A 22,588-nucleotide genomic window follows, 5' to 3' on the forward strand; every position below is an offset into this window, starting at 1 on the left:
ATGACGCTGGCCACCGAGGTCAAGAAGCTCACCGAATCCAAGCCGTTCTACGCCGTCGCCGGCGCCGGCGACTACGCGGTCGAGAAGCTGCGCGAGCTGCCCGATCAGCTGGCGAAGCTCCAGGCCCGCCGCTACGACCTGGCCAAGGAACTGCCGGTCAAGGCCCGCGAGTACGCCGACAAGGCCGAGGGCATCGCCCGCGAGTTCCCCGACAGGGCCCGCGAGTACGCCGACCAGCTCACCGTCCGCGCCAACGAGGTCTACGAGGACTTCGCCTCGCGTGGCCGCAGGGTCGTGAGCAAGGCCGGCGGCGAGGCCGCGCTGGAGCTGCAGGAGGTGTCGGAGGCCGCCGAGCCGGCCGTCGCCAAGCCCATCTCCAAGCCCATCGCGCCGCGGAAGCCCCGCGCCACCAAGACCACCAAGGCCTGAGCGCGCAACGGGCCCGTCTCCCGTCAGGGAGGCGGGTCCTGCCGTTCGAGGGTGCCCGCCTGTCGGGGCGGCCCGTTAGGCTGAATGCGACTTCATCGCGGCGTTGGGCGGAGCCAACAACATGAATCTCATCAACGGCGTCTTCAACCTCCTGTTCCTGGTGCTGGCCGTCGGCATCTTCGGCATGTCGGTGTACGCGCTGGTCCACGCGCTCAGGGTGCCGACGTCATCGTTCGTCGCCGCGGGCAAGCTCCAGAAGAACCTCTGGCTGCTGATCCTGGCCCTGGCCACGCTGTTCTCCGGGGCGGGCGCATGGAACTACCTCAACGCGTTCATCCTCGTCGGTAGCCAGGCGTTCATCGGCATCGGCCTCGGCCTCTTCTCGATCCTGGCCGTCATCGCCGCCACGGTCTACGTCGTCGACGTCAAGCCCGCGGTGAAGGGCATGGGCGGCCGGGGCAACAGCGGCCCCTACGGCCCCTGGTGACCGGCTGAGGGTCTGCGGCCCAGCTCACCCGCCAGCCACGCGGCGATCCGCTCGTGGCCGGTGTGGGTGGGGTGCACGCCGTCGGGCAGCGCGACCTCCAGCGGCCAGCGCCGCGCCATCGGGTCGACGAACGCCACGCCCCCGTCACGTGCCGCCTTCGCGAGCACGTCACGCACCTCGTACGCCTTCTTCGGCGGCTCGCCCATCCACAGGGGGCCGACCACCACCACGTCGGTGCCGGGCCAGTGGCCGCGCACCTCGGCGAGCAGCCGGTCGGCGGCCTTGCGCACCTTGACGGCGCTCCAGCGCCGATCGTTGTGGCCGCCCGCGATGACCAGCAGGTCGGGTGCGGGACGCCAGGCGAGTTCCACCTCGAACGAGCGCTGGAACGTCCGGCCGACCCGGCCCTCGCTGAGGTAGCCGGTGCCGCTCGCGCCCGCGATGATCGGCTGGCCGCCCATCAGGCGGGCCGTCTCCGACGCGTACGTCTCCCACGGCGGCACCGGCCCAGAACCGACGGTGAAGCTGTCGCCGAGGAACATGACCACCCGCGCGGCCGGGGGCGCGTCCCGCGGGACACCATTCGCGGCGCATGCCGACAAAACGAGAAATATCCCGAAAAGTGTGGCAGCCGGTGGGATTCGCGGACCTATCCTCCAGCCACGCATGACCACCTCGGGGCACTAGGCTGCCGATATGACCTACGACCTCCACGGGCGCACCCAGCGACTGGAACTGTCCGACCAGAGCCTGCGCGACTTCGAGGCCGTCGTACTGGACGCGTCGCCCGAAGGGATCGTGCTGAGCAGGTCGGCATTCTACCCGGGCGGAGGCGGCCAGCCGGCCGATCAGGGCGTGTTGATCTGGCAGGGCGTCGAGACCCGCATCGCGGGCGTGCGCAAGGGCGACGACCTCCAGCTGATCCCGGCCGAGGGCGACCCGGTGCCGCCGGTCGGCACCGTGGTGCGGGGCGCGGTGGCCGACGCCCGGCGCTCGGCCCTCATGCGTACGCACTCGGGCCTGCACGTGCTGTGCGGGGTGGTGTTCCGCGACTACGGCTGCCTCGTCACCGGCGGCAACATGGACGAGATGAGCGCCCGCATGGACTTCAACCTGCCCGAGGTGCCGCCCGGGTTCAAGGAGGCCGTCGAGGACGCCTGCAACGCCGAGATCGCCGCCGACCGGCGCATCGACGTGCGCGTGCTGCCGCGCACCGAGGCGTTCGCCATCCCCGACATCATCCGTACGGCCACCAACCTCGTGCCCGAGACCGTGCAGGACGTCCGGATCGTCGACATCGTCGGCCTCGACACCCAGGCCGACGGCGGCACCCACGTGGCCTCGACCAAGCAGATCGGCCACATCAAGGTGGCCAAGGTCGAGAGCAAGGGCAAGGGTTTCCGCCGCCTGCGCATCCAGATCTCCGACTAGTCGATCAACCGGGCCAGGCCGTCGAGCAGGCGGCCGAGGCCGAACTCGAAGAGCCGGTCAAGGTCGAGGTCGAAGTCGCCGAGTTCGTGCAGGAACGCGGCGAAGGCGGGGCTGTCGCCCGACTCGCTGATCTGCTGCAGCCGCCCCTGCTGGGCCTGCATCCATTCCTCGTCCGTGATGCCGGTGGCGGCTCTGGCCTGGCGTTCCTGCTCGATGTTGGCGGCGATGGCCAGCACGTAGCTGTAGGTCAGGATGTTGACGTGCATCTTGGCCGTGGCGTCGAGCCGGGTGCCGGCCAGGGCGGACATCATCCACTCCGAGTGCCTCAGCAGCGCGGTCGAGGGCAGCGGGCGGTGCAGTGAGGTGACCCCGGGCATCCAGGGGTGCTCGCGGTGGGCGGCCCACAGCACGCGAGCGGACGTCTCGAGAACGGTCCGCCAGCCGTCCGGACGTTCCCGCGGCAGCGGGAACTCGTCGAGCGCCGCATCGACCATGAACAGGAGCAGTTCGTCCTTGCCGCCGACGTGGCGGTAGAGGGACATGGTCGCCATGCCCAGCCGGTCGGCGACGCGGCGCATGGTGAGCTCGGCGAGCCCTTCGGCGTCGGCGATCTCGATGGCGGCGCGCACGATGCGTTCGCGTACCCGCTCGTCGCCGCGCGCCGGCTGCCCCTTGCGCGGCGTTGCGGCGCGCTCGGCGACCACCGTGCCGACGCGGGGCTCGGCGACCACGACGCCCTCGCGGGCCAGGACGGCGAGGGCCTTGGTGGCGGTCGCCAGGGCGACGTCCCAGTCACGGGCGAGCTGGCGGGTGGACGGCACCCGCTCCCCCGGACGCAGCCGGCCGTCGGCCACCCGTCGCTTGATGTCGGCCACGATGCGGGCATAGGGCGGGGTGCTCAACCGAACCTCCTGTACTAGTACAGATCTTGTCATCCTACCCTTGTCGCCTGCTGTATGTACTGCGTACATTCAGTTCTGCGTACAACGTCAACAAGCAAGGAGCGCGACATGAGGGTTCTGGTCTCCGGAGCGGGCGTCGGCGGCGTCACCCTGGCCCACTGGCTGCGTCGGGACGGACACGACGTGACCGTCGTCGAACGGGCCCCCGGCCGGCGCGGCGGCGGCCAGGCCGTCGACGTCAGGGGCGCCGCGCTCGCCGTGGCCTCCGAGATGGGCGTCCTCGACCGGATCAAAGAGCTGCGGACGACCATGCGCGGCATGTCCATGGTCGACACCGCCGGCAACGAGATCATGCGCAACGAGGAGGCCACGATCAGCGGCGGCAGCTTCGACAGCCCCGACGTCGAGATCATGCGCGACGACCTCACCGCCGTCCTGACCGAGGTCTCGGACGCCACGTACCTCTACGGCGACTCGATCGCCACGCTGACGGAGGACGGGCACGTGACGTTCGAGAGCGGACGGCAGGAGAGCTACGACCGCATCGTGGGCGCCGACGGCCTGCACTCCGTCGTTCGGCGGCTGACCTTCGGCGACGAGGACCAGTTCATCCACCATCTCGGCACGTACGTCTCGATCTTCACCGCCCCCAACTTCGTCGGCATCGACCACTGGCAGACCTGGTTCAACGAGGGCGAGGCGGGCGGAGCCGTCTTCAGCGACCGCGACCGCAGCGTCATGCGCGTCAACCTGGGGTTCCGCTCCGACCCGATCGCGTACGACCACCGCGACGTCGACCAGCAGAAGCGGCTCGTCGAGGAGCGCTGCAAGGCGGTGTACGAAGGGCCCCGGCTGCTGGAGGCCATGTGGCGGGCCGACGACTTCTTCTTCGACTCCATGGCCCAGGTGCGCATGGAGAACTGGACCAAGGGCCGGGTCGCGCTGGTGGGCGACGCGGGCTACTGCGCCTCGCCGCTGTCGGGCCAGGGCACGAGCCTCGCCATGGTGGGCGCGTACGTGCTGGCGCAGGAGCTGGGACGCGACCCGGAGGCCGCGTACGGCCGCTACGAGGAGCGCATGCGCCCGTTCGTCACGGCGAACCAGGCGCTCGCCTTCGAGAACCCGGGTCAGCCCGCGGCGCCGGAGAGCATCGAGCGAGCGGCGAACGCGATCTCCCTCGACTGACCCCACGACCCGGTGATCGATAGGTAGATTCGTGGTGTGGACCAGCTTGTGCGGTGGGAACTCGAGGACGGCGGCACCGTACTGGTGGAAACCGCCTCCGAGGACGTGGCAAGGGGCGGCTGGGCGTCGGCCGGGGTCGGCGCCGACACCGTCCACGAGGCCAAGCTGCGGATGGAGGAGGCGCTCGGCCATCTGCGGGGCGTCGCCACGGCGGCGCTGAAGACCTTCCGTGAGCTGCCGGTCGGGCCCGACGAGGTCGAGATCGAATTCGGGGTGAAGCTCGCGTCCGAGGCCGGGGCCGTGATCGCCAAGGCCAAGGCCGAGGGTCAGCTCGTCGTCAGGCTCCGCTGGCAGGCCCCCGACCGGAGCGGCTGAGCATGAACGGCGCGTGGCGCGCCCGGGTCGACGGGCCGAAAGGCACTCTGGGAGCCGGGTTCCTGGTCACGCCCGACCTGGTGCTCACCTGCGCCCACGTGGTGAAGGACGTGCCGGAGTTGTCCGTGTCCTTCCCGCAGGCCGGCAGAAGCGACCTGCTCGGGCTGCGCGCGACCGTCCACATGACAGGGCCGTGGCGGCGGCAGGGAGATCCCGGCGACGTCGCCGTGCTGAGGCTCGCCCGCGCCGTCGACATCCGTCCGGCCAGGCTCGTGACCCGGACGGGCCCCAGGGACGGCTACGTGGCCCATGGGTTCCCCCGACGGGACGACCCCGTGGGCGTCCCGCTGGAGCTCGTGCTCAGCTCGACCGACCGGTTCGGCGAGTGGCAGCACGTCCGCTCCGCCACCGCGCACGCCGAGATCCCCGACAAGGGGTTCAGCGGCGCCGCCGTCTACGGCGACGAGACCGGCGACGTGATCGGCATGTTCACCGACCACGCGATCGACCGGACGAGGCTCACCGGCCGGATGCTGCCCATGTGGTCCGTCCGCCGGCACTGGGAGGAGCTCGACGACGTCCTCGACCTGCCGTGGCTGCCGCAGGCCGAGCGGCGCGAACTGCGCGGGATCGTGGCGGCGGCCCGCAGCGGCACGGACCTGCGCGAGCTGGTGCTCCGGGTCTTCCCCGGCAGCGGTGCCCACCCCGACTTCCGCTCCGTGTGGGACGCGATCCGGCACGTCGCCGAGCACCTGTCCGGGGACGATCGGCTGCGCCGCTTCCTGTACGAGCTCGTCAGGACGCTCACCCCGGCGTCCGCGCGAAGCGAGCTGCGGCAGTGGATCCGCGAACACCTCGACACGGCCGAGATCCTGCGTGCCCAGAGCGAACTGGCCGAGAGCCTGGAGAACCTCGGCCGGTTCGACGAGGCCAGGGAGAAGTGCGAGGAGGTGCTGCGCCGCTACGAGGGATCGGAGACCGCGTACGGGGCCGAATACCTGCTCCTGCTGCACCGCTTCGCGATGGTGCTGGCCCGCCTCGGCGACTACCCGCAGGCCCTGAGCCTGACGCGGCGCACCCTCGACTACTTCCGCGAGCACGGCGACGACCGCGTACGGCTGCGCGTCGCCACCGACCGGGCCCGCGTCCTGCACGACGCCGGCGAGCTGAGGGCCGCGCAAGGCCTCACCGAGGAGGCGCTCGAACGCTGGACGCCGGCGGCCGACCCGCTCGACGTGCTCGCCGCCCGCACCGTGCACATGTCGGCCCGCAACAAGCTCGGCCACTTCCTGGAGACGAGGAAGGAGGCCGCGAAGGTCGTAGAGGGCTACCGGGCCATCGGCCACGACCAGCACCCGGGGTGCCTCGAAGCCATGATGGTCCAGGCCACGGCGCTGATCATCCTCGACTACCCGGCCCACGAGACGAACAAGAACGCGGCCAGGGCCATCGAGCTCATGGAACACGTTCACCGGGTGCGCAAGGACGCGCTCGGCCGCGACAACCCGCACACCCTCGCGGCGGCGGCGATGCACGGCCGTACCCTCATCTGGGCGAAACGCAGGAGTGCGGGCCTGTCGATCCTGCAGGAGGCGGCGGCCGGGCTGGAGCGGCAGCTGGGAGCGGCGCACCCCGTCCTGCTGGAGGCCCGCCACTGGTACGCGCAGGGTCTGCTCTCGGACAACCAGTTCGGCAACGCCGCAGCGGTCTTCTCCGAGGTGCTCGACGGACGCCGCCGCATCCTCGGCGACGACCACATCGACACCCTGGTCACCCAGTGCCGGCTGGCGACCTCGACGGCGGCGAAGGGAGGCGTGTCGATGTTCCGCGCGGTGCCGATCGCCTCCGGGGCGCTCAAGAAGGCGTTCAAGGGCGGTTACCAGCACCGGTTCGACCTGGTCGGCGACGGGGTCGCGGCCCTGCTCAACACGACCGTCTTCGCGCCGATCCTGCAGCTCTTCAGCATCGTGGAGCCCCGCGCGAACCCGCCGACGTGGCCGGAAGAGAACTGAGGAGACAGATCGGTACGAACCGATACCATGTGCCGCCATGAGGGGTATTCGACTCACTGTGGTCGCCTTAGCGGCCTGCGCCCTGGCGTTGACCGCCTCCCCCGCCTCAGCACAGGCCGGGATCACGGACGAGGTGACGATGACCCTCGGCAAGGACGGCACCCTGCACGTCGTCGAGAAGATCACCGGGGCGTCGGGCCGACTGGAACGCACGTTCATCACGAGAACCCGTTACAGCGACACCGCCGACCGCGTCTACGAGATCGCCAACGTCAAGGGCGGCACCCTCGCCGGCGACGTGCTCACCGTGACCGGCAAGACCGTCGAGTACGACGTCAAGGGCGCGGTGACGACGACGGACGGCGTCGAGGAGCTGCGCTGGTTCGCCGTCAACGGCTGGAACCAGCCGGTCGCCAAGGCCACCGTCCAGGTGAACGGCCCCGGACAGGTGCAGAACCTGTTGTGCTTCGCCGGCGAGCTGACCTCCGCCGTCGGCTGCACCTCCGCCTCGATGGACCACTCGGCCAGCCAGGCCGACTTCGAGCAGGAGGACATCGCCCAGGGCGAGGCACTCACGGTCGTCGTCGGCTACCCCAAGGGCTCCGCCAAGAGCGGCCCGATCTTCGAGAAGCGGTTCTCGCTGGCCGCAGCGTTCACCCTCGACACCGTCACCGGCGGCGCGCTGGCGGCGCTGCTCGTCCTGATGCTCGGCGGCGTCGGCCTGCTCTACTGGACGCGCGGGCGCGACGCCCGGGCGGCGGGGGGCGACAGCGGTGGCGGCGCCCCCGTACAGAACGGGCACTTCACCCCGCCCGACGGGGTGCGGCCCGGCCAGATCGGCACCCTGGTCGACGAACAGGCCGACGTCGTCGACGTCACCGCCACCATCGTCGACCTCGCCGTCCGCGGCTACCTGCGCATCGACGAGCAGCCCCGCCAGACCTACGACGCGCCCGACTGGATGCTCGTCCAGGCGCAGAACGCCCCCGTCGACGCGCTGCTGCCGTACGAGCGGGCCCTGTACGACGCAATCTTCGAGGGCGGGGACGCGGTGCTGCTGTCGCAGCTGTCCGGCACGTTCGCGACCCACCTGGGCAAGGTGCGCGACGCGCTCTACGCCGACGTCGTGCGGCAGGGCTGGTTCGCCCGGCGTCCCGACACCGAGCGCACCAAGTGGACCACGATCGGCGTCGTGCTCATCGGCGTCGGGCTTGCGGCCACCGTCGCGCTCGCCTGGTTCACCACGTACGGGCTGCTCGGGTTGTCCGTCGTCATCGCGGGCGGCGCGCTGGCCGTCGGCGGCCAGTACATGCCGGCCAAGACCGCCAAGGGCTCGACGGCGCTGGCCCATACGCTCGGCTTCCGCCAGTACCTGTTCTCCGGCGACCTGGGCGACGTGCCGGAACAGCACCGGGTGGAGCTGTTCTCGCGCTACCTGCCGTACGCGGTGATCTTCGACGGGGTCGAGCACTGGTCGCGCGTCGTCGCCTCGGTCACCGGCAACGGCCGGCAGGCCGACAACCTCTACTGGTACCACGGGCCGGCGGAGTGGGACCTGTCCAAGTTCGCCGGATCGATGCGTACGTTCACCACGACGACCTCGGGCGCCATCTCCGCCACCCGCCAGTTCCGCTCCCTCTAGCGCACCCGCACCTCGCCGACGGGCTGTCCGCCGCCCAGCACCACCGGGGCGGCCAGCTCGTCGAGCTCCGGCGCGTCCAGGCCCAGCGAGCGCAGCGCCGCCACCGTGACGGGGCCGCGGGCGCGCGACGAGCCGTCCTCGATCTTGACGGTTCCCGCGCGCCCGTCCTCGAACGCGAACGCCTCGAACGCCTCCGCGCCCGCCTTCAGCATGAGGCCCGGGATCGCCTTCATCAGCTTCGCCTCGGGACGGGTGGTGCCCGACGTCCACTCGGGGTAGGTGCGCATCGCGTCGAAGATCTTGCGCTCGTACGAGTCCTCGGCCGACAGCGGGAACGCCCGGAACGCCTTCGTCACCCCCAGCATCGACACGTAGAACAGCGGCGCCCCGCACCCGTCGACCCCGGAGGCCGCGATCCGCTCGCCGGTGAGCTCCTCCACCGTCTCGCGGATGGCCCGCTGCAACGGATGCGACGGCTCCAGGTACGTCTCCGTCGGCCAGTCGTTGAGCACGCAGGTGGCCAGCATGGCGGCGTGCTTGCCCGAGCAGTTCATGAAGACCCGGCCCCGATCGGTCACCGACCGGTCGTACGGGTAGTCCTCCGGGCACTGCAACGCCGACTCGTCCAGCCCCGCGTCCGCGAGGATCTTGCGCGCGCCGTCCACGTGGAACGGCTCCCCCGAGTGGGAGGCGCAGGCCAGCGCCAGCAACTCGTCCTCGAGGTCAAGGCCGCTGCGGAGCATGCCGAGAGCCTGCAGCGGCTTCATCGACGACCGCGGCGAGGCGGGCACGTGCACCGCGCCCCTCGTCTCCACCGGGCGTCCTTGGGCGTCGACCGTCAACACACGAGCATGGTGGACGGACTCCACGAAACCGGACCGGACAACTTCCACAATCATCGACATTGGCGTCCCCTTTCCGGCAAGAGTTTACGGACGGTCCTCGCAGGCTCTTTCCTGGTCCAGAATGAGATGCCATGCGGGCAGTCGTACAACGAGTCAGTTCGGCCTCCGTCGAGGTCGAGGGGCGCACGGTCGGGGCCGTCACCGAGCCCGGCCTGCTCGTGCTGGTGGGGGTCACCCACACCGACACGCGAGCCGAGGCCGCCAAGCTCGCCGCGAAGCTGTGGGGGCTGCGCATCCTGCACGGCGAGAAGTCCTGTTCCGACGTGTCGGCGCCGCTGTTGGTGATCAGCCAGTTCACCCTGTACGGCGACGCCCGCAAGGGCCGCCGCCCCACCTGGCAGGCCGCCGCGCCAGGCCCAGTCGCCGAGCCCCTGGTCGAAGCCGTCGTGGAAGAACTGAGGGCCCTCGGCGCCCACGTCGAAACCGGCGTCTTCGGCGCCGACATGAAGGTCTCCCTCCTCAACGACGGCCCCATCACCCTGGTCCTCGACCTCTGACCCCACGGCACCCGGCGTCCAAGGCCCTACCGGCGCACCGGCAATCCCCGCCCAGTGTGGGCGCACGGACCAGACCCGGCATACGAACGAGCCCCGCCCGCCCCTCACCCTCGACGAAGGAGGGTGGGGCGGGCGAGGGTCGTGGTCAGCGGATGCGGCGACGGAGGGAGGGGTCGATGGAGACGTTGCGGCCGGCGTCCGGTGGCACGACGACCTCCTGGGACGCCGCCACGCCGCCGGCCAGCAGCGGCGCGTCGACCGGCACCGTGCGCTTGACCACGGCCAGGGCGATCGGGCCGAGTTCGTGGTGGCGGGCGGCCGAGCCCACGACCCCCACCTCCTGGTTCTCGAAGACCACCGGGGCGCCGTGCCGGGGCAGGGTGTCGACGCTGCCGTCGAGGTGGAGGAACACCAGCCGCCGCGGCGGATGACCCAGGTTGTGCACCCGTGCCACGGTCTCCTGACCGCGGTAGCAGCCCTTGGTGAGGTGGACGGCCGAACCGATCCAGGCCACTTCGTGCGGAATCGTCTTGTGATCGGTCTCGAAGCCGAGCCGCGGCCGGTGCGCCTCGATGCGCAGCGCCTCGTACGCCCACAGCCCCGCCAGCGGCCTGCCGAGATGGTCGGCGAGGTCGGCGCGCGGCACCAGGAAGTCTTCGGTGGCCGTGGACAGCACCGCGAGGTCGTCGGCCCGCGACACCTCCACCCGCAGCATGAACCGCATGCGGTCGAGGTAGTCGATCAGGCTCTGCGCGGTGCCGGGCTCGACGTGGGCCAGCACGGTCTCGCCGTCGTCGACCAGCGTGAGGTGGTGCAGCACGCGGCCCTGGAGGTCGAGGTCGAGCGTTTCTGTCCACTCGCCGGGCCGCAGCGTGTCGAGCTTCTGCGACGTCAGGTCGTTGAGCCATTTCAGCCGGTCGGCGCCGGTGATGCGCACCACCTCGCGGTTGCTGCGGTCGACGACCGCCTCCCCCTTGGCGAGGGCGCGCTGCTCGGCGAACAGGTCGCCGTAGTGCGCCGCTACGTCGGAGTCGGGGGCGTCCGCCGCGACGGCGCCGGGGAGATCGAGCAGAGGGCTACGCATGCCATCCAGGCTATCCTCACCCGCGTGCAGGGCAGGCGTGCGTACGCCCTCAGCGTCATCCCTCAGCCTGGCGGCAGTCGCGGCACCGGCCGAAGACCGTGAGGTGGTGGACGTCGGCGACGAAGCCCATCTCCTCGTCGAGCCCCTTCACCAGCCCCTCGGCCAGTTCGGGACGGACCTCGAACACCTCGTCGCACCCCCGGCACACCAGGTGGACGTGGTCGGCCTCGGCCGCGAGATGGTAGGTGGGCGCGCCGTGACCGAGGTGGGTGTGGGTGACCATGCCGAGCTCTTCAAGGAGCTCCAGCGTGCGGTAGACGGTCGAGATGTTCACGCCGCGGGCGGTCTCGCGGACCTTGCCGCAGATCTCCTCGGGTGTGGCGTGCTCCAGCTCCTTGACCGCCTCGAGGACGAGCTGACGCTGCGGAGTGACCCGGTAGCCCTTCGCGCGAAGTTCTTCATGCCACTGCGTCTCCGTCATGTCCAGAGTCTACGGCGCTGCGATGTTCACGTGCCCCTGCCGAGCGGCACCGCACCCCCCACTGCACCAGAAAGCGTGGAGAGCCCTCATCCGGGTCGTCCGGCGCGAAAGCAGGACGGCTTGGGCGTTTGCCGCCGCGCTTGCGCCCCGTCTAGCATGGACAGCACTGGGTGATGATTCGCGTACGCATCGCCAGCACGGCACCTGGCCGGCGTGATGGGACTTCGATCATGGCTGCGTACCAGTACGGCGATTTCCAGCTGGACATCTACAACGACGGCCTCGACGGCAGACCTCCGAGGTATCCGGTGGACGCGGCGTCCCTCGAACAGAAGGCCGCCGAAATCCTGCCGTGGTGGGTGCAGTCATATGTGGCGGCCGGCTGCGGGGACGAGCACACGCAACGCGCCAACGTGGCGGCCTTCCACGCGTGGGGGATCGTCCCGCGCATGCTCAACGGGGCCTACGAGCGCGACCTGTCGATCTCGGTGCTCGGAGTGGACCTGCCCACACCGCTGTTCATGTGCCCGATCGGCGTGATCGGCCTCTGCGCCCAGGATTTCCACGGCGATCTCCACGTGGCCGAGGCGGCAGCGCGCACCGGGGTGCCCATGGCCGCCTCGACCCTGATGATGGACCCCATGGAGGAAGTCGCCGCCCGCTTCGGCGACACCCCTGGGTTCTTCCAGCTCTACACCCCACGCGATCGCGACCTGGCGGCCAGTCTCGTCGAACGCGCGGAGAACGCCGGCTTCAAGGCCATCGTCGTCACCTTGGACACGTGGACGACGGGGTGGCGGCCCCGCGACCTCAACACTGGCAACTTCCCTCAGCTGCGAGGCCACTGCCTCGCGAACTACTTCACGGACGAGACGTTCCTACGGCGACTGGAGCGCTCTCCGCAGGAGGACATGAAAGCGGCCACGCGTGAGTGGATCAGCGTGTGGGGCAACTCGCTGCGGTGGGAGGACCTCACCTGGCTGCGCTCCCTCACGGATCTCCCCATGGCGCTCAAGGGCATCTGCCACCCCGACGACGCCAGGCGGGCGCGCGACCACGGCATCGACGCGATCTACTGCTCGAACCACGGCGGCCGGCAGGCCAACGGCGGGCTCGCCGCCCTCGACCTGCTGCCCGACGTCGTCGAGGCGGCAGGTGACCTGCCGGTACTCTTCGACTCCGGGGTCCGCAGTGGATCAGACGTCGCCAAGGCCGTCGCCCTGGGCGCCACCGCGGTGGGGATAGGCAGGCCGTACGCTCACGCGCTGGCCGTCGGCGGCGCCGACGGGCTCGTCCACTACCTGCGCTCGGTCCTCGCCGAGCTCGATCTCCTCATGGCCATCGACGGCTACCCCGGCATCGCCGATCTCCGGGCCGCCGACATCCGCAGGGCGTGACCTGGTGCGGTCTGCCCGCCCACGACGAGGGGGCGTCCCCGTCACGTCCTGAATCCACGGCGCCGCAATATTCACTTGCCCCTGCCGAGCGGCACCGCATAGCTTCGTGGTACGCGGAAAGGAGGTGGTCCGAATAATGGTGATTCATAGTCGGGCTAGCGAGGTGGTTGTCCGCTAAGTCGCGGACTGTTGTCTCGTGACGAGCGAATCCGAGGCAACCACCGGGGCCCCGTGGCAGCCGGAGGGCGGGACATCGTCCCGGCCATGGTCCATCCGGCCCGCCTGCACAGCAGGCGGAACGTCGCCCGGGGCCCTCTTCATGCCCGGACGCCGATGCGTCACCCGGCGAGAAGCAGGGGCGCTCCGCCCCTGGGGGATGTTCGAGCGCCCGGTGAGGCGGTGCTAGTGCTCCCCTCTGGCGGGGAGGCCGAGGCGGGCGCAGGCCTCGCGGTAGAGGTCCACGACGGCCTGGCGGGCCTGGGCGCGTTCGGTGAGGGTGCGGCCCCACGGCACGCGTACCCGCTCGCCTCCGTCGATGGTGAACTCGATGCCCTCGGCGTCGACGTCGCTCGTCATCGCGGTGGACGCCTCGGGACGGTCGGCCAGACCGCGGACGATGATCAGCGCGTCGTCGGCGTGGTCGTCGTTCATGTGGCGCTTGATCGCCTCGACGGCCTGCGGTGTGAAGGGCGAGCTCATGCCACCTTCTTCAGCTCCGCCGACATGTGGTCGGTGAGCGGACGGCCGCCGGCCGCCATCTCGTACGCCCACATGAGGTTGCCGTTGACCAGGCCGTACAGGCGGTGGCCCGCGGCGTACTCCCGGGCCGAGGCGGTGCGGGCCACGACGTCGGTCTGCAGTTCGATCTTGTGGAAGACGACCTCGCCGACGTAGATCTCGACGATGCCGGTCGGGTGGGAGAGCACCACCTCGATCTGCCGGTCGGGCAGTGAACGCCAGTAGCCCGACTCCGTCGCCAGCGGCTTGACCCGGTTGCCGTCGTCGTCGAGCAGCCAGGTGCGGCTCACGTAGCTCAGGAACGGCTTGCCGTTGTGGGTGAACTCGATCTCCTGCCCGAAGTTGAAGCTCTCGATGGTGGGGTAGCCGCCGACGCCGGCGCCTTCCCACCTCCCCAGCAGGAACGCGATCTGCTCCAGGTCGGGGTGCACCTCAGGTTCTTCCATGGTCCTCAAGGGTAGTGCCGCCCCACACCTACGCCCTCCCTCCATCCGGCGGAAAACCGGGGACCGAATGCGACCACCCGCGCACGACCCCTCCAGCGCGGGCCCGGGGCTCGGGGTGCCGCCGCGTGCGCACACCCGCCCCCGGACGGCAGCCGGGGAGTGGGTGCCGGGGCGAGCTTGTGGTCTCTCTCCCTTCGGTGGAGGGGTGGGGCGTAGGGTGGCGGATATGGCACGTTCTCTGGTGATCAAGGTGACTGCTGGGGCGGATGCCCCCGAGCGTTGCAACCAGGCGTTCACGGTCGCGGCCGCCGCGCTCGCGAGCGGGGTCCCCGTCTCCCTGTGGCTGACCGGTGAGTCGGCGTGGTTCGCGTTGCCCGGCCGGGCCAAGGAGTTCACCCTGCCGCACGCTGCTCCCCTGGCCGACCTGCTCGACGCCGTGCTGGCGGCCGGTCGGGTGACCTTGTGCACCCAGTGCGCGGCCCGCAGGGACATCACGGTCGACGACCTCATCGAGGGCATCCGCATCGCCGGTGCCCCAGCGTTCGTCGAAGAGATCACGTCGGACGGCGCCCAGGCCCTGGTCTACTGACCGGCCGAAGGATTCACGCGCTGGGTAGCGGGTCGCCGGTCTCCAGGAAGGTCTTGAGGCTGGACAGCAGGGAGGGCCAGCCGCCGCCGATCAGTTCTCTGACCTCGCTGCCGGGCTCGAAGCCGCTGTGGACGACGGTCAGCTTGACGGTGGCGCCCTGGGGCTCGATGTCGAAGGTGACCTTCGATCTCGGCTCCTCGGCCCAGCGGGCGTTGGCCTCGGGGTCGAGGTCCATCGCCTTGGCGAACTCGGGGGTGAAGGTGTGCCAGGTGTAGGCGAGCCTGCGGGGCGGGTCCGACTCGAGCACCACCTGTTCGGGGTCCTCGATCGTGATGCCGCTGATGTTCCAGGTCACCGCTGACCCGACCGTCCAGGCGGAGTCGAGGGCGACCCCCCAGTAGCGCTCGGTGAAGGCGGGTTCGGTGAGCGCCTGCCAGAGCCGCTCGGGGGTGGTCCTGATGTACGTCGTGTAGACGAAGTCGCTGCCGGACACGTGATCGTCCTCCAATGCCGTCTTCAGGTCGGCCAGGGCGCCGGCTCTCCGGCGGTCGTACCGGTTGATCCAGCGCTCGGCTATGGCGTTGATCGGCATGGCGTTGAGGTGGTGGAGCTTCTCCCGGCCGCGCCGCACGGTTATCACCAGGCCGGCCTCTTCCAGGACGGCCAGATGCTTGCTGACCGACTGACGGGTCATCTCCAGCCCTGAGCACAGTTCACGCAGGGTCTGCCCGTTGCGGGCGTTGAGGCTGTCGAGCAGCCTGCGTCGGCTGGGGTCGGCCAGCGCCTTGAACACCTCGTCCATTACCGCCATCCCAAACATGCAACCGTTCGGCTGCATGAAGAAAATAGGCAGCCGATTGGCTGCATGTCAAGCAGAAAAAGAGCCGGAGCCCGCACGGGACGAGCTCCGGCCGAAGTCAGCCCTGCAGAACGGCGTCGAGGCGTTCGCGGCGCAGCGCCTCGAAGTGCCGGTCGTCGAGCGGCGCCAGCTGGCCCACCCGCCACGACAGCAGCAGGTCGGCCAGCGCGGGGTTGCGGGCCAGCGCCGGGCCGTGCAGGTAGGTGCCGACGACGTGGCCCGCGTAGCAGCCCTCGAACCCGTCGCCGTTGCCGATGCCCGCCACCGTCTTGGACAGCGGCCGGACGCCTGGGCCGAGGTGGGTGACGCCCATGTGGTTCTCGAAGCCGGTCAGCACCGGCAGCCCGAGCGCGGAGTCGACCTCGGCGACCAGCTCGCCGACGGCCCGCGCGGGGCCGCGCGAGCTGGAGATGTCGAGCAGGCCGATGCCCTGGACCGGCTGGCCCTCCTCGCCACCGAACGTGCTGCCCATGATCTGGTAGCCGGCGCACACCGCCAGCAGTGCCGCCCCGCTCGCGATGGCGCGGTGCAGGCCGCTGTTGCGGCGCAGCCGCTCGGCCGCCAGGATCTGCGGGCGGTCCTCACCGCCGCCGATCAGGTAGATGTCACCGGTCTCGGGAATCGGGTCGGACGAGCGTACGTGGATCGTCTCCGTCGGGATGCCCCGGCGCCGCGCACGCTGCTCCAGGACCAGGACGTTGCCCTGGTCGCCGTACGTGCTCAGCAGGTCGGGGTAGATCCAGACGATGCGCAGCGCGCTGTCAGAGGGCACGTCCGAACTCCGATCGGATCTGCTGGAAGGCGGTGTAGTTGGCGATCACGTCGACCCGGCCGGGCGGCTGCATGGCCAGCGCCTCGGAGAACGTCCGGCACAGCGTGAACGGCACCTCGGCCACGTCGAGCCGCAGCGCCAGGTCGAGCCGGCGTTCGCCGGTGACGAAGACCGGGCGGCCGCGCAGGATGCCGTAGTTGACGTCCCACAGCCAGGAGGTGTCGCGGCCGTCTGGCCCCTGCGCGTTGACCGACAGGATGATCGGCAGCTGCGGGTCGGACACGTCGAACGCCTCGAGCCAGCCGGCCGGGTTCTTCGCCAGCAGCAGCCGGGCGCTCCTGCCGTCGCGCTCGACGGTGGTGTAGCGGCCCGCGACAGAGCGGACCTCGCGCAGCCGGGGCAGCGCCCGGTCGACCGGCAGCCCGAACACCTCGGCCACGGCCAGCGCCATCACCGCGTTGGAGCGGTTGGCCAGGCCGGGCAGCTGGATGTCGAGCAGCCATCGCTGGCCGCGCGGGTCGACGACCACCTGGTCGTCGAGCGTCCACTGCGGCTGCGGACGGCGGAAGGAGCACTCGAGGCAGCCCCAGTCGGAGTCCTTGCGCTCGAGGGGGCCGCCGCACTCGGGGCAGCTCCAGGAGTCCTCCTTCCAGCGCTGCCCGCCCGCGACCCACGTGACCTGCGTCGCCGTCGAGGCGCCCCAGGTGACGAGGGGGTCGTCGCAGTTGGCGATGACGTGGGTGGGCTTGCCGGCCAGCGCCCTGCGCCACTTCTGGGCGAGCAGCCAGATCTCGCCGGCGCGGTCCATCTGGTCGCGGCTGAGGTTCATCAGGCACACGACGCCCGCGCCGGTCGTGTCGAGCACCTCGGGCAGGTACTTCTCGTCGACCTCCAGAACGCCGTAGGGGGCGCTCTTGTGCTGGGAGAGTGCGGAGACGTGACCGGCCGGCATGTTGGCGCCGAAGGCGTTGGTGGCCACCTCGCCGAGCTCGAGCAGCGCGGAGGTGACCAGCCGCGTCGTGGTGGTCTTGCCGTTGGTCGCACTGATGAGGGCCAACCTGCGGTCGCGCGCCAGCTTGCGCAGGAGGTCGGGTTCGAGGAGCAGGCCGACCCGCCCGCCGATCACAGAGCCGTCACCGCGCCCGGTCATCCGGGACAGCGTGGCGGCGCTGCGTCCCAGGGCACTGGCGAGCTGGGCCCGCAGAGGAAGCTGGGTCATGGGCAAGGATCCTAGTCGGCGTTGCCCCGTAGTTCGGGAGTCGCACGCGAAATCCCGCTTGTGCCCTTCCCTGGCGGCCTGTACCGGCCGCCTCGGGCGGGTCACCCCATCGGTACGGGAGCGGGCGCCGGCAGCTCGGTGAAGCTCAGCTCAGGGGCGCCGCCGTGGTCGAACGGCAGCACGAACCTGCGCGGCCACGACAGCACGCCCTCCAGCCAGCCGGACCCCATCGTCTGTCCGACGTGCCGGATGCGGGCCGAGGCCTCGACGCCGATCGCGACGGTCGTGATGTCGCGGTGGACGCCCTCGTGCTCGTCGTCGCCGAGGATGACGCGCCAGGCGAGCGCCCTGTTGTGGTCGACCTCCATGGACAGCGGGTGGTGCCGCAGCGCCTTGGCCCGGTGGCCGAGCAGCTCGGCGTGCCCCCCGTACTCGCCGCCGTTCTGCGAGCGGAACAGGGCGTACTCCATCGGCGGGGCCGGGCTGCGCAGGTTGGGGGCGGGGTGGCCGTACGGGAAGAGGCGGTCGACCTCGTGCAGCCAGCGCACCTGCGGGATGACCCACGACGCGCCAGGTCGCTCGCCCCCGTTGTCCTGGCCGCCGAGCAGGCGGCCCGCGGTCTCGGCGGCCTTCTCCGTGAGCAGCGCCGGGTCGAACCAGCTGCGCAGCGCCCAGGCGCGGCGCTGCACGGAACGCTCGACGAGGGTGGCGAGCAGGCACTCGCGGCGGCGGGCCGGCAGGTCGCCCCAGGCGGCCGACAGGGCGCGCGGTACGCCCGGCAGCGGCCGGTTCGTGACGAACGCGAGCACCACCGTGTCGCACCAGATACGCAGCCACGCCCAGTCGGGGGCGTCGGCGAGCACATCGGCCTCGCGCAGCTCCACCAGCGTGCAGGCCAGGCCGTTGCGGCACTGGGCGCCGCAGGCCGCCGAGCGGCGGCCCCTGATGGGCGGCGGCGGACCGGGGACGGCCTTCTCGCGCGACTCCCCCAGCGGCACGCGGACCCGCAGCGGACGGTCCATGCCGTCGGCGAACACCGCGGCCGAGCCAGGCTGCAGCGACACGACGTGGCGGGACTGTTCGTCGCTGAGGTTCATGGCGGCGCCGACGAGCCGCCGGTCGTCCTCGGCGGGCAGCCGGTGCACGACCTTCAGCGCGGTGTTCTTCACGACGTCGGAGACGAGCTTCGTCGGGATCTGCTCGGCGACGACGATGCCCTCGCCGTACGCCCTGATCTCGGCGAGCAGCCCGGCGATGAGCTCCACGGCGTGGGTGGAGGCCCGCCCGTGGCCGCGGTCGCGCAGCAGCCGGTGGGCCTCCTCGATCACGATGACGTGGCGCAGCCCCGGCGACTTCTCCTTCCTGGCGCGCATGCGCAGGTGCTCGACGATCCGGATGATCAGCGTGCCCATGAGGAACGCCTTGTCCTCGTCGTTGGCGACGTCCTCGATGGCGAGGACGACGTCGCGTTCGAGCAGGCCGCCGATGTCGGCGGGGTGGCCGCCCTCGAAGAAGCGCCCGGCCGAGCCGACGCGCAGCGAGCGCAGCCGCAGCGAGATGAAGCCCTCGACGTCGGCCTGGACCTCACGGCCGTAGCCGATCTCCTTGATCACGTCCATGGCGTGCTGCTGGAGCTGTTCGAGCGTGGGCACGCTGGGCGGGACGTTCGAGCCTGGCACGGCGCCGCCGGTGACGACGTCCCAGCCGGTGGCCTCGTAGACGCGCTGCAGGGCCAGCGACATGATCTGCGGGAACGGCTCCTCGGCGTCGAACGCCGCCATGAACAGCGCCCTGACCATGTCGATGTGCGCCTGGACGGGGTAGCCCGGCTCGGGTTCGAGCGGGTTGACGCTGAACGGCACGCCCTCGGGCGCCGACGGGTTGATCACCGTGACGGGGCCCTCGATGCGGCCGGCCATGGCGGCGTACTCGGACTTGGCGGGCTCGATGGCGAGCCACGGGATACGGGCCTGGCTGAGCTGCTCCAGCAGGTGGCGGACGGTCTGCGACTTGCCCGACCCGGTCGCGCCCGTGATGAACGCGTGCCGGTTCAGCGTCGCCAGCGGCACCCGGAACGACCCGACGCCGCGGTCCTGGCCGTCGAGGATCTCGCCGAGTTCGAGCTCGCCGCCCTCGGTCTCCGACGTCACGTCGAAGTACCCCGACTCCAGGACGCGGACGCCCGGCACCTCCCGCCGGGGCAGCCCGGCGAGTGCGGCGAGCGCCCCGGCGGTGGCGGCGAAGGGCGCGGCGGCGCCGTCGGCCGGGTCCTGCATGGTGATGGCCAGGGCCTCCGACAGCGCGTAGACGGCGCCGTGCGAGCTGCGCAGCCGGTACGGGTGGTGACTCATCTCGACGGAGCCGACCAGGACGGGCGCGATCTGCCGCAGCTCGTCGGCCGTCGCGCCGCCGGCCAGCACGCGGACGTTCCACAGCCCGGCCTCGCGGAAGGCGTCGAGCTCCTGCATGCGCCGCTCGGCCCGCTCGGCGTCGAAGCGCGAGCGCTCGGAGGCGTCGCCGTACTGACGCAGCACGTTGAGCTGCGTGCGCAGGTGGGCCACCTCGGCGTCCAGCAGGTCGGTCGGCTCGGCGACGACCAGCCAGCCGAACGGCCGCGACATCAGCGTCACCAGCGTGGACTCGAAGAGCGTGGGCCGCTTCAGCTCGTCGGAGTCGAGTTCGGCGTACTCGCGGCCCCGTCCGCCGAGCGGCGGCGCCTGCCGGCCGGGGCACGGCGTCCAGACGAGGTCGGCCAGGTCGGCGAGGTACTCCTCGCTGAGCTGGACGCCGCGCGCTCCTCCGGGGAAGAGCAGCGGCTGCGGGCCGCTCGGCAGTCCGGGCGGGTCGGTGGCCCGGCGCGGCTGCCGGGGCGGCGACAGCGGCCCGGCGTTGGTGATGAGTTCGAGCGGCGCGCCGCTTCCGCGCGACAGCCATCCGATCACGAACGGCCGGTCGCGCTGCGCCGCCGACAGCACCGCGGGAAGCACGGTGACGAAATCCCACTCCGCCGACGAGCTTCGCGACGGTGCCGCGATCGACTGGATTCGATACCAGGGCCCACTCAGCGAGACACTCGGCTGCATCTTTAATCCCCCACAGACGGTTCTTCAGTAAATTCCGCCAACCGTCAGCTCGTCGCCTTGACATTGACCATGTCATTGCCTGCCCTTGCGCCAGTCCAGGCGTGGCGGGGGCGGTCCGAGGTTCGGAGGGGGATCTCCGTCGCCGTCACCGGGGTCGAGCCCGAGCACCGCCTCGCGGACCTCTTCCAGCTCGCCGAGCGTCGTCTTCGGGAAGGTCAGGATGGCCGGGTTCGCGTCGGCCAGGCGGACGCGCCGGCCCTGGGCGGTGGCGTCGGTGACGATCACCGCGGTGGTGGGGAGCTGCTGGAGCCGGTGCGGTTCGACGAGGAACTCGCGTGAACGTTGCAGCACGCGTTCCTTCTCGGAGATCCGGTCGGCGCTCCTGCCCCACTCCGTGGACGCGGTGAGGTCGCCCGCGAGGTCGGTGGGGGCGTCGTCGTGGCCCTCGTGGCCGTCCTCGACCTGGGCGATCGTGGAGGTGTAGCCGCCGTCGAGTCCCGGCAGCGTCTCGCTGATCGTCTCGGTGAGCTGGGCGAGTTCGAGCCGGTGCTCGGTGCCGACGTGCTCGCTGGCGACCCGGGCGTCCTCGGCGTTGCCGAGCCGCATGAACGCCACCGCCGCGTGCCCTCTGCCGAGCCGCTCGCGTACGGTCGGCGTGAGCGAGCGGTACGTCAGGACGAGCCCGGTACGCGAGGTCTCGCACGCGTCCATGAGCCGGTCGAGCACGTCGCCCCGGAGCTTGTCGGCGCCCGCCACGATGATCGTGTGGTACCAGGGCCGGTCGGAGGCGGGCGACTGGCGCAGGATGTGGGTCAGGGCGGTCGCGACGTACGTGCCGAGCACCCGGTTGCCGAACACGCCGGCCTGGCGGTCCATGCTCACCACGCGCAGCCGGGCGGGCGGCAGGCGTACCGCCTGGGTGCCGAGGGTCTCCAGCTTGCGTAACTGCGACTCCAGCGCCCACGCCCGCTCGATCACCACCCGGTCGCTCACGCCGCGGCCGAACAGCGTGCCAATGCGTTCGAGCTGGGCCGCGGTGATCAGGCCGAACCGCAGGTCGTCGCGCGGGTCGCCCACCTGGGCGAGGGCCCGCAGGGCGGCGGTGACCTGGCTGATCGTGGCGTTCTCGCCGAGCACCTCCAGCACGCGTTCGAGGATGGCGTTGTCGAAGCTGAGGTCGCGGGTGGTGCGGTGCTCCTCGCTGACGCTGACCACGTGGGCGAGCACGTCGGCGAACGCCTCGGGCTTCAGCGTGGCGCCGAGGTCGAGCTTGGGCAGGTCGACCGGCAGCACCCAGACCAGCGGCTCGTCGCCGCCCTTGCGGGCCAGCTCGATGAGGTCCTTGGCGATCGCGCCCTCCGACAGGTCGAGCACGGTCAGGTGGCCGCCGCTGTAGAGGCGGGTCGCGCCGAGCAGCGTGACGAGCGCCGACCAGCCGGGCAGGGTGCCGCCCGCCACGTCGATGCGGTCGATCTCGTCGGGCACCGCCACGGCGTACCAGGTGAGCTGTTTGTCGTGGCGGTCCTTGGCCTCCTGCCACTCGCGGTAGCGCCGGGCGTGCTCCTCCTGCGCCTGGAAGAGCTCCTGGTCGCGCTGCCGGCGCAGGCGTTCGTCCCTGGCCTGCTGCTCCTGGACGCGGTAGCGGACGGCCCGGTCGCCCTGGACCAGGGCGTAGCTGCAGATGCCCGCGACGCCGCCGGCCGCGACGAGCGCGACCGCGGCGAACTGCCAGGCGAGGTAGCCGGTCAGCGCCACCGCGAGGATCAGTACGGCGAGGATCAGCATGAACAGGCGGACGAGCCGTACCGGGCGGTTGAGCATGTCCTCCTGGAGGCGCTCGCGGCGCAGCAGCTCGGCGTCGGCGGCGTCGGGCTCGGACGGGCCGGCGCCCTCGGCGGGTGAGGGGCGTTTAGGGGGCGGCCCGGGATCGGGATGCAGCAGGATGTACTGCCAGCCCAGGTAGATGCGATCTGCCTGGAGCTGGGCATGCTCGGGATGCACGTCCGTCACGTGACCCTCCGGCTGCCGATATGTCATTAGGGGTGAGACGGGCCC

Annotated in this window: 22 protein-coding genes; 10 read left to right on the forward strand and 12 right to left on the reverse strand. The window is 71.0% G+C overall.

Going from position 1 to position 22,588, the window contains the following annotated elements; genetic code table 11:
* Both BLR04_RS22315 and BLR04_RS22320 read left to right on the forward strand, forming a co-directional pair.
* The gene (locus BLR04_RS22315) at positions 1-429 is read left to right on the forward strand and encodes a hypothetical protein (protein ID WP_090768622.1); all 429 of its coding nucleotides are present in this window, start codon (positions 1-3) and stop codon (positions 427-429) included.
* Positions 430-550: 121 nt separating this feature from the next.
* Positions 551-916: a DUF2516 family protein gene (locus BLR04_RS22320; RefSeq protein WP_090768625.1), complete on the forward strand. Its 366-nt coding sequence runs from the start codon at positions 551-553 to the stop codon at positions 914-916.
* On the opposite strand, the gene BLR04_RS22325 is transcribed toward BLR04_RS22320, so the two are convergent.
* Positions 901-1,458, reverse strand: coding sequence for an SGNH/GDSL hydrolase family protein (locus BLR04_RS22325; RefSeq protein WP_176903223.1), 558 nt, complete (start codon positions 1,456-1,458; stop codon positions 901-903). The genes BLR04_RS22320 and BLR04_RS22325 overlap by 16 nt on opposite strands.
* Positions 1,459-1,612: 154 nt before the next feature.
* On the opposite strand from BLR04_RS22325, the gene BLR04_RS22330 reads away from it, so the two are divergent.
* Positions 1,613-2,347 (forward strand): alanyl-tRNA editing protein, encoded by a 735-nt coding sequence (locus BLR04_RS22330; RefSeq protein WP_090768629.1) that lies wholly within the window; start codon positions 1,613-1,615, stop codon positions 2,345-2,347.
* Here the strand turns inward: BLR04_RS22330 and BLR04_RS22335 are convergent.
* Positions 2,344-3,249 (reverse strand): TetR/AcrR family transcriptional regulator C-terminal domain-containing protein, encoded by a 906-nt coding sequence (locus tag BLR04_RS22335; RefSeq protein ID WP_090768630.1) that lies wholly within the window; start codon positions 3,247-3,249, stop codon positions 2,344-2,346. The genes BLR04_RS22330 and BLR04_RS22335 overlap by 4 nt on opposite strands.
* A 108-nt stretch (positions 3,250-3,357) precedes the next feature.
* On the opposite strand from BLR04_RS22335, the gene BLR04_RS22340 reads away from it, so the two are divergent.
* From BLR04_RS22340 to BLR04_RS22355, 4 genes are read left to right on the forward strand one after another with little or no spacing between them, the layout of a single operon-like run.
* Complete coding sequence (locus tag BLR04_RS22340; RefSeq protein ID WP_090768632.1) at positions 3,358-4,434, forward strand: FAD-dependent monooxygenase; 1,077 nt, start codon at positions 3,358-3,360, stop codon at positions 4,432-4,434.
* A gap of 36 nt (positions 4,435-4,470) precedes the next feature.
* Positions 4,471-4,809, forward strand: a complete 339-nt coding sequence (locus BLR04_RS22345; protein WP_090768634.1) for a CU044_2847 family protein — start codon at positions 4,471-4,473, stop codon at positions 4,807-4,809.
* Positions 4,810-4,811: 2 nt separating this feature from the next.
* Positions 4,812-6,821 (forward strand): tetratricopeptide repeat protein, encoded by a 2,010-nt coding sequence (locus BLR04_RS22350; RefSeq protein ID WP_090768636.1) that lies wholly within the window; start codon positions 4,812-4,814, stop codon positions 6,819-6,821.
* A 37-nt stretch (positions 6,822-6,858) separates the two neighbouring features.
* Positions 6,859-8,463, forward strand: a complete 1,605-nt coding sequence (locus BLR04_RS22355) for a DUF2207 domain-containing protein (RefSeq protein WP_090768638.1) — start codon at positions 6,859-6,861, stop codon at positions 8,461-8,463.
* Here BLR04_RS22355 and BLR04_RS22360 read toward each other — a convergent pair.
* Positions 8,460-9,368 carry an asparaginase gene (locus BLR04_RS22360; protein ID WP_090768640.1) on the reverse strand — a complete coding sequence of 303 codons (909 nt, stop codon included), beginning with the start codon at positions 9,366-9,368 and terminating at the stop codon, positions 8,460-8,462. The genes BLR04_RS22355 and BLR04_RS22360 overlap by 4 nt on opposite strands.
* Positions 9,369-9,439: 71 nt before the next feature.
* On the opposite strand from BLR04_RS22360, the gene dtd reads away from it, so the two are divergent.
* On the forward strand, positions 9,440-9,865 hold the full coding sequence (gene dtd / locus BLR04_RS22365) for a D-aminoacyl-tRNA deacylase (RefSeq protein WP_090768642.1): 426 nt from the start codon (positions 9,440-9,442) through the stop codon (positions 9,863-9,865).
* 145 nt (positions 9,866-10,010) lie between these two features.
* Here dtd and ygfZ read toward each other — a convergent pair whose 3' ends face one another.
* Together ygfZ and BLR04_RS22375 are read right to left on the reverse strand one after the other, a co-directional pair.
* Positions 10,011-10,949 (reverse strand): CAF17-like 4Fe-4S cluster assembly/insertion protein YgfZ, encoded by a 939-nt coding sequence (gene ygfZ / locus BLR04_RS22370; RefSeq protein ID WP_090768644.1) that lies wholly within the window; start codon positions 10,947-10,949, stop codon positions 10,011-10,013.
* Positions 10,950-11,004: 55 nt separating this feature from the next.
* Entirely contained in the window at positions 11,005-11,430 is a 426-nt protein-coding gene (locus BLR04_RS22375) for a Fur family transcriptional regulator (protein ID WP_090768647.1), read from the reverse strand.
* 230 nt (positions 11,431-11,660) lie between these two features.
* Between BLR04_RS22375 and BLR04_RS22380 the strand changes: the two genes are divergently transcribed.
* Positions 11,661-12,827: an alpha-hydroxy-acid oxidizing protein gene (locus BLR04_RS22380; protein WP_090768649.1), complete on the forward strand. Its 1,167-nt coding sequence runs from the start codon at positions 11,661-11,663 to the stop codon at positions 12,825-12,827.
* 402 nt (positions 12,828-13,229) lie between these two features.
* On the opposite strand, the gene BLR04_RS22385 is transcribed toward BLR04_RS22380, so the two are convergent.
* Both BLR04_RS22385 and BLR04_RS22390 read right to left on the reverse strand, forming a co-directional pair.
* Complete coding sequence (locus BLR04_RS22385) at positions 13,230-13,526, reverse strand: DUF2470 domain-containing protein (RefSeq protein ID WP_090768651.1); 297 nt, start codon at positions 13,524-13,526, stop codon at positions 13,230-13,232.
* Positions 13,523-14,011 carry a heme-binding beta-barrel domain-containing protein gene (locus tag BLR04_RS22390; RefSeq protein ID WP_090768653.1) on the reverse strand — a complete coding sequence of 163 codons (489 nt, stop codon included), beginning with the start codon at positions 14,009-14,011 and terminating at the stop codon, positions 13,523-13,525. The genes BLR04_RS22385 and BLR04_RS22390 overlap by 4 nt, the downstream gene beginning before the upstream one ends.
* 226 nt (positions 14,012-14,237) lie before the next feature.
* On the opposite strand from BLR04_RS22390, the gene BLR04_RS22395 reads away from it, so the two are divergent.
* Positions 14,238-14,600, forward strand: a complete 363-nt coding sequence (locus BLR04_RS22395; protein ID WP_090768655.1) for a DsrE family protein — start codon at positions 14,238-14,240, stop codon at positions 14,598-14,600.
* Positions 14,601-14,613: 13 nt separating this feature from the next.
* Here BLR04_RS22395 and BLR04_RS22400 read toward each other — a convergent pair whose 3' ends face one another.
* The 5 genes from BLR04_RS22400 to BLR04_RS22420 form a co-directional block, all read right to left on the reverse strand.
* Positions 14,614-15,411: an ArsR/SmtB family transcription factor gene (locus tag BLR04_RS22400; protein ID WP_245740414.1), complete on the reverse strand. Its 798-nt coding sequence runs from the start codon at positions 15,409-15,411 to the stop codon at positions 14,614-14,616.
* A gap of 106 nt (positions 15,412-15,517) precedes the next feature.
* The gene (locus tag BLR04_RS22405) at positions 15,518-16,231 is read right to left on the reverse strand and encodes a type 1 glutamine amidotransferase (protein ID WP_090768659.1); all 714 of its coding nucleotides are present in this window, start codon (positions 16,229-16,231) and stop codon (positions 15,518-15,520) included.
* Positions 16,221-17,450 carry a MurT ligase domain-containing protein gene (locus BLR04_RS22410; protein ID WP_090768661.1) on the reverse strand — a complete coding sequence of 410 codons (1,230 nt, stop codon included), beginning with the start codon at positions 17,448-17,450 and terminating at the stop codon, positions 16,221-16,223. The genes BLR04_RS22405 and BLR04_RS22410 overlap by 11 nt, the downstream gene beginning before the upstream one ends.
* Positions 17,451-17,551: 101 nt before the next feature.
* Positions 17,552-20,533, reverse strand: coding sequence for an ATP-binding protein (locus BLR04_RS22415; RefSeq protein ID WP_143022143.1), 2,982 nt, complete (start codon positions 20,531-20,533; stop codon positions 17,552-17,554).
* Between the two features lie 72 nt (positions 20,534-20,605).
* Positions 20,606-22,543 (reverse strand): hypothetical protein, encoded by a 1,938-nt coding sequence (locus BLR04_RS22420; protein ID WP_090768663.1) that lies wholly within the window; start codon positions 22,541-22,543, stop codon positions 20,606-20,608.
* Positions 22,544-22,588: the final 45 nt, after the last annotated feature.

Origin of the sequence: Nonomuraea maritima (assembly GCF_900100395.1) — a bacterium.
GTDB lineage: Bacteria > Actinomycetota > Actinomycetes > Streptosporangiales > Streptosporangiaceae > Nonomuraea > Nonomuraea maritima.

Bases quoted from the DNA above. Each gene is read 5' to 3' on its own strand.
- BLR04_RS22315 (WP_090768622.1), top strand. From the start codon at position 1: ATGACGCTGGCCACCGAGGTCAAGAAGCTCACCGAATCCAAGCCGTTC.
- BLR04_RS22320 (WP_090768625.1), top strand. From the start codon at position 551: ATGAATCTCATCAACGGCGTCTTCAACCTCCTGTTCCTGGTGCTGGCC.
- BLR04_RS22325 (WP_176903223.1), bottom strand. From the start codon at position 1,458: ATGTTCCTCGGCGACAGCTTCACCGTCGGTTCTGGGCCGGTGCCGCCG.
- BLR04_RS22330 (WP_090768629.1), top strand. From the start codon at position 1,613: ATGACCTACGACCTCCACGGGCGCACCCAGCGACTGGAACTGTCCGAC.
- BLR04_RS22340 (WP_090768632.1), top strand. From the start codon at position 3,358: ATGAGGGTTCTGGTCTCCGGAGCGGGCGTCGGCGGCGTCACCCTGGCC.
- BLR04_RS22350 (WP_090768636.1), top strand. From the start codon at position 4,812: ATGAACGGCGCGTGGCGCGCCCGGGTCGACGGGCCGAAAGGCACTCTG.
- BLR04_RS22355 (WP_090768638.1), top strand. From the start codon at position 6,859: ATGAGGGGTATTCGACTCACTGTGGTCGCCTTAGCGGCCTGCGCCCTG.
- BLR04_RS22360 (WP_090768640.1), bottom strand. From the start codon at position 9,368: ATGTCGATGATTGTGGAAGTTGTCCGGTCCGGTTTCGTGGAGTCCGTC.
- dtd (WP_090768642.1), top strand. From the start codon at position 9,440: ATGCGGGCAGTCGTACAACGAGTCAGTTCGGCCTCCGTCGAGGTCGAG.
- ygfZ (WP_090768644.1), bottom strand. From the start codon at position 10,949: ATGCGTAGCCCTCTGCTCGATCTCCCCGGCGCCGTCGCGGCGGACGCC.
- BLR04_RS22375 (WP_090768647.1), bottom strand. From the start codon at position 11,430: ATGACGGAGACGCAGTGGCATGAAGAACTTCGCGCGAAGGGCTACCGG.
- BLR04_RS22380 (WP_090768649.1), top strand. From the start codon at position 11,661: ATGGCTGCGTACCAGTACGGCGATTTCCAGCTGGACATCTACAACGAC.
- BLR04_RS22385 (WP_090768651.1), bottom strand. From the start codon at position 13,526: ATGAGCTCGCCCTTCACACCGCAGGCCGTCGAGGCGATCAAGCGCCAC.
- BLR04_RS22390 (WP_090768653.1), bottom strand. From the start codon at position 14,011: ATGGAAGAACCTGAGGTGCACCCCGACCTGGAGCAGATCGCGTTCCTG.
- BLR04_RS22395 (WP_090768655.1), top strand. From the start codon at position 14,238: ATGGCACGTTCTCTGGTGATCAAGGTGACTGCTGGGGCGGATGCCCCC.
- BLR04_RS22400 (WP_245740414.1), bottom strand. From the start codon at position 15,411: ATGGCGGTAATGGACGAGGTGTTCAAGGCGCTGGCCGACCCCAGCCGA.
- BLR04_RS22410 (WP_090768661.1), bottom strand. From the start codon at position 17,450: ATGACCCAGCTTCCTCTGCGGGCCCAGCTCGCCAGTGCCCTGGGACGC.
- BLR04_RS22415 (WP_143022143.1), bottom strand. From the start codon at position 20,533: ATGCAGCCGAGTGTCTCGCTGAGTGGGCCCTGGTATCGAATCCAGTCG.